Source organism: Bacteroides sp. BFG-606 (assembly GCF_024788145.1).
GTDB lineage: Bacteria > Bacteroidota > Bacteroidia > Bacteroidales > Bacteroidaceae > Bacteroides > Bacteroides vicugnae.
Window position 1 is genome coordinate 2001699 of record NZ_JANUIL010000001.1, and the last position, 12426, is coordinate 2014124.

Consider the following 12426-nt stretch of genomic DNA (forward strand, 5'->3'; position numbering starts at 1 on the left):
TTTTAGGTGAATCGCCTACCTTTGCCGTATACTATTAAAATTCTATTTTTGAATAAACCATGAAAAACAGATTGATTGCTTTACTGGTACTTTTTACAGTTATTTTCTTTAGTACTGCACAGGCGCAAACTACCGCACGGAAGTTTGAGGCAGGCAAGAACACATTCTTGCTGGATGGAAAACCGTTTGTGGTGAAGGCTGCCGAGTTGCACTACACCCGCATCCCGCAAGCTTATTGGGAACATCGCATTGAGATGTGCAAGGCATTAGGCATGAATACTATTTGTATTTATATTTTCTGGAATATCCATGAGCAGGAAGAAGGTAAGTTCGATTTTTCCGGTCAGAATGATATTGCAGCTTTCTGCCGTGCGGCACAGAAACACGGTATGTATGTCATTGTCCGTCCCGGTCCGTATGTATGTGCGGAGTGGGAGATGGGGGGACTTCCCTGGTGGCTGTTGAAGAAAAAAGATATAGCCTTGCGTACGCTCGATCCCTATTATATGGAACGGGTAGGCGTCTTTATGAAAGAAGTAGGCAAGCAACTGGCTCCGCTGCAAGTGAATAAGGGGGAAATATCATCATGGTGCAGGTAGAGAACGAATACGGTTCTTATGGAATCGACAAACCTTATGTTTCTGCCGTGCGCGACCTGGTTCGTGAATCCGGTTTTACCGATGTACCTCTGTTTCAATGTGACTGGAGCAGTAACTTCACCAATAATGCGCTCGATGACCTGATTTGGACAGTGAATTTCGGAACGGGTGCCAATATCGACCAGCAATTTAAAAAACTCAAAGAACTTCGCCCCGAAACTCCGTTGATGTGTAGCGAGTTCTGGAGCGGATGGTTCGACCACTGGGGACGCAAACATGAGACACGTCCTGCAAAAGATATGGTACAGGGCATCAAGGATATGCTCGACCGGAACATCTCTTTCAGTCTGTATATGACTCACGGAGGAACGACTTTCGGACATTGGGGAGGTGCGAACAACCCGGCTTATTCCGCCATGTGCAGCTCATACGATTATGATGCTCCGATTAGCGAACCCGGATGGACGACCGACAAGTTTTTCTTGCTTCGTGACTTGTTGAAAAACTATCTTCCGGCAGGTGAAACACTGCCCGCAGTACCCGCAGCTCTGCCTGTTATTGAAATCCCCGAGTTTCACTTCCATAAAGTGGCTCCGCTTTTCTCGAATCTGCCGGAGGCAAAACAAACGGTGGATATTCAACCGATGGAATCATTCAACCAGGGATGGGGAACGATTCTGTATCGCACCACATTGTCCGAAACTATTCTTGCAGGCACCACTTTGAAAATTACGGAAGTGCACGACTGGGCGCAGATATATGCCGACGGTAAACTGCTGGCACGTTTAGACCGTCGTAAAGGAGAATTTACAACGACCCTGCCCGCACTGAAAAAAGGCACACAACTGGATATTCTTGTGGAAGCAATGGGACGTGTTAACTTTGACAAATCTATCCACGACCGCAAAGGAATCACCGAAAAGGTGGAACTTATTTCGGGTAACCGGGCTAAGGAATTGAAAAACTGGACGGTGTATAACTTCCCGGTAGATTATTCCTTTATAAAAGATAAGAAATATAGCGATAAAAAGATGTTACCGACTATGCCTGCCTATTACAAGACTACCTTCACACTGGATAAAGTAGGAGATACTTTTCTGGATATGAGCACATGGGGGAAAGGCATGGTCTGGGTGAACGGTCATGCAATGGGGCGTTTTTGGGAGATCGGTCCGCAGCAGACTCTCTTTATGCCAGGGTGCTGGTTGAAAGAAGGAGAGAATGAAATTCTTGTTCTGGATTTGAAAGGTCCTACCCGGGCTTCCATCAAAGGTTTGAAGAAACCAATTCTCGATGTGCTTCGTGAAAAAGCTCCCGAAACACACCGCAAGGATGGAGAGAAACTGAAACTGACGGGTGAGAAAGTGGTTCACGAAGGAGCTTTCACTCCGGGCAACGGCTGGCAGGAGGTACGATTTATCACTCCGGTGAAAGGACGTTATTTCTGTCTGGAAGCACTTTCTCCGCAAGCAAATGATAACATCGCAGCGATAGCGGAGTTTGATGTCTTGGGAGCTGATGGTAAACCGGTATCCCGCGAACATTGGAAGATTCGTTATGCCGATAGTGAAGAAACACGTAGTGGCAACCGTACAGCCGACAAGATATTCGACTTGCAGGAATCCACTTTCTGGATGACAGTGGACAATGTTCCTTATCCTCATCAATTGGTAATTGACTTGAGCAAAGTGGAAAATGTGACCGGTTTCCGCTATCTGCCCCGCGCCGAAAAAGGGTATCCGGGTATGATTAAGGAATATCGCGTATATGTGAAACCTGCTGATTTCAACTACTAAACAGTGAATGAACAAGAATAAAACAATGGATGAAAAAGCATTGAAATGATGATGAATATGAAGAAAAATATAATTCTTTTCGCATTCCTGTTTATAGGAGTGCTGACTGGGTATTGCCAGCAATCTGCTTACCTGTTTGTTTACTTTACCGGCAATCGCATGAGTGAGGAAGCCGTCCGGATGGCTGTTAGTCTTGATGGATATAATTATAAAGCCTTGAATGGAAATCAGCCGGTACTTGATTCCCGTGTGATTAGTTCGACAGGTGGAGTGCGTGATCCCCATATTCTGCGTTGTGAAGATGGGAAGACGTTTTATATGGTGGTTACGGATATGGTATCCGGAAATGGATGGAGTTCTAACCGTGCCATGGTACTTTTGAAATCAAAAGACCTTGTACACTGGACTTCCAATGTCGTGAATATCCAAAAGAAATATCCAGATCAGGAGGATCTGAAACGTGTGTGGGCACCACAAACTATTTATGATAAGGAAGCTGGGAAGTACATGGTTTACTGGTCTATGCAACATGGCAATGGTCCCGATATCATTTATTATGCTTATGCCAACAAAGATTTTACAGATATAGAAGGAGAACCGAAGCCACTGTTTCTTCCGAAAAACAGAAAATCATGTATTGATGGCGACATTATTTATAAAGATGGACTCTATCATTTGTTCTACAAAACGGAAGGGAATGGAAATGGAATTAAAAAAGCGACTACTTCCTCTCTGACCTCCGGACAGTGGGCGGAATCGGATGATTATAAGCAGCAGACGAAGGATGCGGTAGAAGGTGCAGGCATTTTTCCATTGATTGGTTCGGATAAATATATCTTGATGTACGATGTGTATATGAAAGGCAAATACCAGTTTACCGAAAGTTCCGATCTGGAATACTTTAAAGTGATTGACCATGCCGTCAGCATGGATTTTCATCCACGTCACGGTACTGTTATTCCGATTACTCAAAAAGAATTGCGACGCCTTTTCAAGGCATATGGTAAACCGGAAAGTTTCTAAAACTTTGCGATTGATAATCTTAATGCAATATATACCATGAGAAAATTATTCCTCTTTCTAGTTGTCTTGTTTTTGTCGTTTCAGCAGGTCACTTTAGCTGCAATCAAGGAAATGACGAGTACACCCGATTCGGTTTATCTGTTTTCTTTTGCAACTTCCGGAGACGACGGACGCAGCGGACTCCGTTTCGCCTGGAGTACAGATAAAGAAAACTGGTTTGAAATTGGCCGGAACTACGGATATCTCCGGTGCGATTATAGCCGCTGGGGATCACAGAAGAAAATGCTCGATCCTTATTTGAAACAATCGCTCGATGGCGAATGGATTTGTACCTGGAAACTGAATGACCGTGATGGATACGGACAGGCTACTTCCAAGGATTTAATCAACTGGACCAGTCAGAAATATCCTCGTACTACGCCGGATTTTGACGGAGTGAGAGTGAAAGCTATTGTTGCCGGAGAAGAGCAGAAAGGGAATATCAACCGGGTAGCTTGGACCTTGGTGGATGGATTGGATAAAAATTATGGCTGGAATCAATATCGGAACTCATTACATGGAGAACGTCCGGTACAGGATGGAGAACGTTTTGCCGGTTTGAAGCCTGTAAAAGCAACGGTCACTGTACAACCGGAAGGTGCAAAAGCCATTAGTGATGTATTGCTGGGCGCTTTTTTTGAAGACATCAATTATTCGGCAGACGGAGGACTCTATGCAGAACTTATCCAAAACCGCGACTTCGAGTACGACCCTTCGGACAGGGAAGGAGATAAGAACTGGGATGGCTTTCATTCCTGGTCATTGAGAGGGAATGGAGAAGCTGAATTTTTGATCGTTACAGATGCTACAGACGCTATTCATTCTAACAATATGAATTATGCTATATTGGATGTCAAGCAGCCTGGAGCTTTTTTGGTCAATACAGGCTTCGACGGAATTGCGCTTAATGCAGGTGATAAGTATAACTTTTCTTTATTTGGTCGTGTCCCGGTAGGAAAATCCAATAAATTACTGATACGTTTGGTTGATGCTGGGGGGACAGTGCAGGGAGAAACTTCAGTAACCGTTTCCTCCCGTTCATGGAAGACTTATAAAGCGGTTTTGATTGCAAAAGCATCTGTTGATGTACATTTGGAAATTCAGCCACAGTCAGCAGGCGAAGTTGATTTAGATATGATTTCTCTATTTCCACAAAATACATTCAAAGGCAGAAAGAATGGTCTGCGTGCCGATTTGGCACAGATACTTGCCGACATTCATCCCCGTTTCATCCGTTTTCCCGGTGGTTGTGTGGCTCATGGTGATGGTCTGAAGAATATCTATCAATGGAAAAACACAGTCGGTCCGTTGGAAGCAAGAAAAGCACAGCGTAACCTTTGGGGATACCATCAAAGCATGGGATTGGGTTATTTTGAATATTTCCAGTTTTGCGAAGATATTGGTGCGGAACCGCTTCCAGTGCTGGCGGCCGGTGTTCCTTGCCAGAACTCTGCCTGTCACGGCGACTTGAGAGGAGGACAACAAGGTGGTATTCCGATGAACGAAATGGGAGCTTATATTCAGGATATTCTTGATCTGATAGAATGGGCAAACGGTGACGCTAAGAAGACAAAGTGGGGAAAGGTACGTGCCGAAGCCGGGCATCCAAAACCATTCCATCTGAAATACATCGGTATCGGAAATGAAGATCTTATCACTGATATCTTCGAAGAGCGTTTCACGATGATCTTCAATGCCATCAAAGAAAAATATCCTGAAATGATTGTTGTCGGTACAGTGGGACCATTCAATGAGGGTACAGACTACGTGGAAGGATGGAAGCTGGCGGACAAACTGGGTATTCCGATGGTCGACGAACATTATTACCAGACTCCGGGATGGTTCCTGAACAACCAGGATTTCTACGACAAATACGATCGTTCGAAAAAGACAAAAGTATACTTGGGCGAATATGCAACTCACATACCGGGACGAAAGGCGAATATCGAAACAGCACTGACAGAAGCTCTTTATCTTGCTGCCTTGGAACGTAATGGCGATGTTGTACACATGACTTCCTATGCCCCTCTTCTCGCTAAAGAAGGACATACCCAGTGGAATCCGGATTTGATTTACTTCAATAACCGGGAAGTGAAACCTACCACCGGCTACTATGTTCAGAAACTCTACGGACAGAATGCCGGGAACGAATATTTTCCGTCAAAGATCACTCTTGATAATAGAGACGATCAAGTGCGGAAACGCATTGCTTCTTCTATTGTCCGTGACTCGGCAAGTGGTGATGTGATTGTGAAGCTGGTCAATTTACTTCCCGTAGAAGTGAATACGAATGTCGACCTTTCCGGAATCGGTGCTATACAGTCTTCTGCAAAAAGAACCGTACTGACCGGCAAACCGGCCGATACCCCGCTACCTATTGAAGACACGATGGAAGTAGCAGAAAAGTTTGACTATCAATTACCTGCCTATTCTTTTACGGTGATCCGCATAAAGAAGGCAAATGAGAAATAACAGAAAAAAGTGAAGATAATAACGACATAGATAATATGAAGAAGATAATAAGTACCCTGCTGGCTAGTTGCTGTCTGACTTCTCTGATAGCACAGGAAGTGGTAGTGAAAGGGCCGGATGAAAAACTGCAATTGGTTGTATCTGCTTCTCCAGCCGAAAAGCCAAGTTATTCGATTACCTACAATGGAAAGACAATGTTGGAGAAATCTCCTTTGGGTATGAATACGAATATCGGTGATTTTGCAAAAGGGATGAAACTGACAGGACACGCTGTTACTCCGATTGATACTGTCTATCATCAGGATCGTATTAAAACCTCCAAAGTGCATTATCAGGCAAACGAACTGATTTGTAATTTTGAGAATCCGAAAGGGCAGAAAATAGATGTAGTCTTTCGTGTCAGCAATCACGATGTAGCTTTCCGTTATACTCTTCCGCGTCAGGATGGAAAAGGAAGTGTAACGGTAACTGCCGAAGAAACCGGCTTTCGCTTTCCGCAACAAACAACTACTTTCTTATGTCCGCAAAGCGATGCCATGATAGGTTGGAAACGTACCAAACCCAGTTATGAGGAAGAGTACAAGGCAGATGCTCCCATGAGTAACCGTTCGCAGTACGGGCATGGCTACACGTTCCCTTGTCTGTTCCGTATCGGTGACGATGGTTGGGTATTAGTCAGCGAAACAGGTGTAGACAGTCGTTATTGCGGTTCTCGTTTGAGCGATGTAAGCGAAGGCAATCTGTATACGGTTGCTTTCCCGATGGCTGAAGAAAATAACGGTAACGGAACTTCTGCTCCGGCATTTGCCCTTCCCGGTGCTACTCCCTGGCGTACCATAACTGTTGGCGAAACCTTGAAACCGATTGTGGAAACAACCGTTATCTGGGATGTCGTACGTCCTCTTTATGAAACGAAGCATGACTACCGTTTCGGACGCGGCACATGGAGCTGGATTCTCTGGCAGGATGGTAGTATCAACTGTGACGATCAGGTGCGCTATATTGATTTTGCAGCTGCAATGGGGTATGAGTATGCCTTGATCGATAACTGGTGGGATACGAACATCGGCCGTGACCGTATGAAATCTTTGATAGAATACGCACGAAGCAAAGGAGTGGAACTCTTCTTATGGTATAGCTCTTCCGGCTATTGGAATGATATTGAGCAGGGGCCGGTGAATCACATGGACAATGCCATTATCCGCAAACGTGAAATGAAATGGTTGCAAAGCCTTGGAGTGAAAGGAATCAAAGTTGATTTCTTTGGTGGCGACAAGCAGGAAACGATGCGCCTGTATGAAGATATTTTGAGTGATGCTGACGACCACGGTCTGATGGTAATCTTCCACGGTTGCACCATCCCTCGAGGATGGGAACGTATGTACCCGAACTATGTAGGCAGCGAGGCTGTACTGGCCTCCGAAAATATGGTTTTCGGCCAGCACTTCTGTGATGAAGAGGCTTTCAATGCCTGTCTGCATCCGTTTATCCGCAATGCGGTGGGTTGCATGGAATTCGGTGGTTGTTTTCTGAACAAACGGCTGAATCGCAACAATGACGGAGGAACTACCCGCCGTACTACTGATATATTTCAATTAGCCACTACCGTATTATTCCAGAATCCGATACAGAATTTTGCGCTTGCTCCCAACAACCTGAAAGATGTTTCCCCTGTTTGTATGGACTATATGAAAACGGTTCCTACCACATGGGATGAGACACGTTTTATTGACGGATATCCGGGGAAATATGTAGTTTTGGCGCGTCGCCACGGTGACACCTGGTATCTGGCAGCAGTGAATGCCGGGAAAGAAATCGTAAAGTTGAAACTGGATTTAGATATGTTTGCCGGAAAAACTGTTTCTCTGTATAAGGATGATAAAAAAGGAGAACCGCAGCTTCTGCCGTTGAAAGTGAAAGAAAACGGAAAAGTGCAACTGGAAATCCTTCCACAGGGAGGTGTTCTATTGGTGAATAGAAGCGTGGCGGGATCATATGGGAAATGATTGTTCGGCAAAAGTTTGGTAGAATCATTATTTATAGCGTAATTTGTGTAGCATAAAAAGTACTACAATAATTACGCTATAAATAATTGCTTGAATATGAATGACGTAAATAATCCTTTTTTGATTTATGCATATGCTGGTCCTAAGTATTTCTGTGATCGGATAGAAGAAACGGAACATTTGATTTCCGCTTTACGGAATGGAAGAAATGTGACCTTAATGAGTCCTCGCCGTATGGGTAAGACCGGATTAATACAGAACGTCTTTCATCAGATACGACGGGAGTATCCGGAGGCAGCTTGTTTTTACATGGATATTTTTTCTACGACATGTCTGGATGATTTTATCATTCAGTTCGGGCAGACTGTGATTGGTAAATTAGATAATTTATCGCAGAAGACGCTGGCGACAATCAGTGGCTTTTTTAGAAGTTGTCGTTTAGTGTTTTCCCCCGATGTCTTAACGGGAGTGCCACAAGCAACTCTTGATTTTCAACCTTCCCAGGCACAGGCAACATTAAAAGAGATTTTTGATTACCTGGAACATTCGGGAAAAGAATGTTATATCGCTATTGATGAATTTCAGCAGATCACTGAATATCCGGAAAAAGGAGTAGAAGGCTTGTTGCGTTCTTACATTCAATTTTTACCTCATGTACATTTTATTTTTTCAGGAAGTAAACAACATCTGATGGCAGAAATGTTTGGTTCAGCGAAACGTCCTTTTTACCGGAGTACGGAAAAGATGAATCTGGCATCCATCCCTTTAGAGCATTATTCTCTTTTTGCCATACGTTGGATGCAGGCCGGAGGAAAGGAATTGAGTGATGAACTCTTTCAGATGATTTATCGACGTTTTAATGGGCATACATGGTATGTACAGTATGTGCTGAACCGACTTTATGAACAAAAGGAGCCCGTCTTGAATGAAACCATATTTGAGAAATGTTTGGCAGATATAGTTCGTTCCGAGGTGGATGAATACCAGCGTTTATATGGTATGTTGACCGAAAATCAGTCAACTTTGTTGCGCGCTATCGCCCGGGAGCAATTCGTAACGGCTATTAATAGTTCTATATTTATTAAGAAATATGGATTGAAAGGTTCGAGTAGTATTAATGCAGCCCTTAAATTCCTGATTAATAAAGAATATGTATTTAAGGCGGAAGAGGGATATTGTGTATACGACCGTTTTATGGAATTGTGGTTGCAGACATTACCTTACGCTGGTATACTAAAATAATCATATTCAAGAAAATACCCTTCACCTTTCACAATGCCCTATTCATCGGTATTAGCGGGTGAAGGGCAGGCTTTCACTTTCCTTTCACCTTTCTACCCTGACTTTCACAGATTGTCCAGTTTGCTAAATCCTTCATCTATAGTTGGCAGAAGAAGTGTTAGCAGATAGCTTCCGGACTATTATAGGAAAACTTCTTTTCTATAAAGGATAAACTTCCTTTGTATAGGAACCAAACTTTCTTTGCCTTATAAGAAAACTATAAATGCAAGCTTTGATTATATAAATGAAACTTTCATTTGTATAATCAAAGCTTTTGTTTTTATAAACGCAACTTGCAATTATAGATTGCATTTAATGAAAAGCAAGTTTACATACTGGTAATAAGAAGTTTACCAGTAATCAAAAGAAAGTTTGTTGTTAATGAAAAAGAAGTTAGTTAGTAATGAGTAGGAAACAGGTTAGATATGTCTTTAGAAGTAACAGGTGGAGAAGAATTATGCAGGGTTAAGAAAACGGAGGGTGAAAGGCGGATGAAAGAGTAACCTTCACCCGCAAATGCCGATGAATAGGGCATTGTGAAAGGTGAAGGCTGTATTTGTGAAATTAAAAAATAGGTGTTAGGGGGAAATCTACCGATTGGTTACTGTTTATTTCCCCAGTGTGAGATGGTGGGAATAAAGTTGAAACTTTATAATTTTAAGCCAACTCTCTTTCCCTTATAAGAAACTGATTGATCGAACGTCGTAGCATCACCGTCACCACAACCTTTTCCCGGTTCTACAATGATAATATTGAATTTACGATTTTTCAGCATTCCTTTGTAATTACCTTGGCGGTCGTTAATCGTCAGGGTGCGGTCTTTATCATTCCATTTCATGGCAATGGTAGTGTATGCTCCCTTTTCGTAATTGTAGTTGTCGAACTCATCTTCGTAAAGAGTAAATTCAGCGTCGGCGCCCGGATAAATGCGAAGTGTCAGATTATCCCATTTCTTTTCGGTGGAATATTGTACAGCCGGTCCCCAAGGTAGGATAGAACCTGCACGGACATAGACAGGCATGATGTCGATAGGCACTTCACGCTGGATGGTTTGTCCGCCTTTCAGGCTTTTTCCGGTCCAGAAATCAACCCATTGGGCACCTGCGGGTAGATAAACATCTGTCTTTCCTATCTTATTCATATTCTTCTGATAGCCGTTCTGTTTGTTGTCCTGCCATGTATAAAGCGAATCAGTTACGGGGCGGACAAGGAAATTACGGCCAAACATATACTCTGTATCCATCTCAAGTACTTTCTTATCTTTAGGAAAATCCATCATGAGTGGTCGGATGATGCTGCCCGCTTTGTTGGTAACTTCCCATGAAGTGCTGTAGAGATAGGGCAAAAGGCGATAGCGCAGGTGAGTATATTTTTCGAGTGCGTCATAAGCCCAGTCTCCTTTCTTGCCGAACTGGTATATTTCCACAGCTACCGGACTGGAATTGTGTGAACGCATGATCGGCTGGAATGCTCCCCACTGATACCAGCGCACGTGCAATTCATGATAAGCGATATTGTGTACATTATTGTTATATTTCCATGCGAAGAAGCCGCCTAGGTCGGTATTCCAGTATGGTATGCCGCATAGTGAGTAATTTAGTCCTGCCGCCAGTTGTTTCTTCATCACTTCCCAGGTAGAGACTACATCGCCGCTCCATGAATGTGACGCATAACGTTGTTGTCCCAAGAAAGACGAACGTGTGAGCAGGAATACCCGCTTGTCGGAAGTGGTGGCACGTTGATGTTCGTATACACCCTTGTTGGACATCAAAGGAAAAGCGTTGTGCACTCTGCGGAATGAACCTAGATAAGTGGGGGTATCGAAATCTTTATCCTTGATTTCCAGATGATCCGGCTCGGTAGAGTCGAGCCACCAGCCATCCATTCCGAGATCGAAGATGTTCTTTTTCATTTCTGCCCAATACATATCGCGTGCTGTCGGATTGAACGGATCGTAAGGTTTTACTCCAGCTTTGGGAGGCCATGTCTCGAAGTGAAGCAATGCTTTCAGGCTATCCATTTTCTGGTACATCTCTGTCCACGGACCGAACGAGGCCCATACTGAAATCATGATATGTGCATTCTGTTTATGTACATAGTCGATCATTTCTTTCGGACTTTTGATGCGTGGCGTTCCATAATTAGCATTTCTGTCTTCTCCGTTCGGGAGGAATTTCATGTATTCCGGATCACCCATTTTGTTGATATAGCGTGGGTTTTGGAATTTCATCGAGTTCCAGTTTTCATTGCATCCCCAGTATTGCCAGTCCTGGATGATACCGTCCAGAGGTACTTTCAGTTCACGGTACTTGTCTACTACTTCGCAGAGTTCGTCCGGACTTTTATAGCGTTCGCGGCATTGCCAGAATCCCAGTGTCCAGAGCGGATAGAGCGGAGCCTGACCGGTCAGTTCGCGCACTCCGGCTATTACACCGTCCGCATTACCGCCATAAATGAAATAATAATCAGCGCAGTCGCCTACTTCCGAGTCGAATGACATCTCTTGCGGATTGTCGAGGAAAGTAGTGGGAGAATAATTATCCCAATAAAGGGCATATCCTTTGACGGAATGAATAAACGGAATACAGATACTCATATTCTGATTGCGGAGGAGTAGTTTCTGGTTACGTTGGTTCACTTTACCCGTCTGCTGCTGTCCCAATCCGTAGATTACTTCGTCTTTATCCAGCAAAAAAGCCTGGCGGACATTGAAAGACGGAACACCTGCATCATTGAAAGGAGTGAATTGCGTTCCGTAATCTTTGTCCGTCAACAGACATTGGCCGGACGAATCGAAAAAATGGATACCCCCAGTCTTCGGGTTCACTTCCACTTGGATAAGACGACTGCTTAATGTCACATTTTTCCCCTTTTCACCGAAAGAAACAGGAGTTGTCTCAGGCGTTTTGACAATGACCAGACTTTCTTTATTGCAAGATTTCTGACTGGGCGTCTTATAAACCCTGACAATGGAGGGTGAATAAAACTCTATGTTGACATCCATCCCCTGTGTGGCACACTTGATGCCTTGTGAGGTACGTTGTACATTTTGTGCTGTACCATTGCCTGCTGCAACCATTGTTGCACATACCAACAAGAAACCGGCTTTTCTAATAAGATTCATTTTCATGGTTTTTAGTGCTTTATGATGCAGCAAAAGTAGGGCAGAGGCAAGTAAAACGGACAACAATCAGGTTGAAACAAACAGTA

The 12426-nt window shown here is 43.7% G+C and carries 5 protein-coding genes and 1 pseudogene; 5 read left to right on the top strand and 1 reads right to left on the bottom strand.

Translation table 11 applies throughout. The annotated features are described in order from the left end of the window. The first annotated feature begins 59 nt into the window (after positions 1–59). The 5 genes and pseudogenes from NXV01_RS07100 to NXV01_RS07120 all read left to right on the top strand — a co-directional run bounded on the left by NXV01_RS07100 (position 60) and on the right by NXV01_RS07120 (position 9177). Positions 60–2395: pseudogene (locus NXV01_RS07100) on the top strand (beta-galactosidase). 45 nt (positions 2396–2440) lie between these two features. Next, positions 2441–3418: a glycoside hydrolase family 43 protein gene (locus tag NXV01_RS07105; protein WP_074556686.1), complete on the top strand. Its 978-nt coding sequence runs from the start codon at positions 2441–2443 to the stop codon at positions 3416–3418. A gap of 36 nt (positions 3419–3454) precedes the next feature. Further along, entirely contained in the window at positions 3455–5929 is a 2475-nt protein-coding gene (locus NXV01_RS07110; protein ID WP_259022070.1) for an alpha-L-arabinofuranosidase C-terminal domain-containing protein, read from the top strand. A gap of 35 nt (positions 5930–5964) precedes the next feature. After that, positions 5965–7935, top strand: a complete 1971-nt coding sequence (locus tag NXV01_RS07115; RefSeq protein ID WP_259022071.1) for a glycoside hydrolase family 97 protein — start codon at positions 5965–5967, stop codon at positions 7933–7935. Positions 7936–8031: 96 nt separating this feature from the next. Continuing rightward, positions 8032–9177, top strand: coding sequence for an ATP-binding protein (locus NXV01_RS07120; RefSeq protein ID WP_074556753.1), 1146 nt, complete (start codon positions 8032–8034; stop codon positions 9175–9177). Positions 9178–9865: 688 nt separating this feature from the next. Here the strand turns inward: NXV01_RS07120 and NXV01_RS07125 are convergent. Beyond that, positions 9866–12346 carry a glycoside hydrolase family 31 protein gene (locus tag NXV01_RS07125; RefSeq protein ID WP_409012919.1) on the bottom strand — a complete coding sequence of 827 codons (2481 nt, stop codon included), beginning with the start codon at positions 12344–12346 and terminating at the stop codon, positions 9866–9868. Between the last annotated feature and the right edge of the window lie 80 nt (positions 12347–12426).

Coding starts and splice junctions, on each gene's coding strand:
- NXV01_RS07120 (WP_074556753.1), top strand. CDS start 8,032: ATGAATGACGTAAATAATCCTTTTTTGATTTATGCATATGCTGGTCCT.
- NXV01_RS07105 (WP_074556686.1), top strand. CDS start 2,441: ATGATGATGAATATGAAGAAAAATATAATTCTTTTCGCATTCCTGTTT.
- NXV01_RS07125 (WP_409012919.1), bottom strand. CDS start 12,346: ATGAAAATGAATCTTATTAGAAAAGCCGGTTTCTTGTTGGTATGTGCA.
- NXV01_RS07110 (WP_259022070.1), top strand. CDS start 3,455: ATGAGAAAATTATTCCTCTTTCTAGTTGTCTTGTTTTTGTCGTTTCAG.
- NXV01_RS07115 (WP_259022071.1), top strand. CDS start 5,965: ATGAAGAAGATAATAAGTACCCTGCTGGCTAGTTGCTGTCTGACTTCT.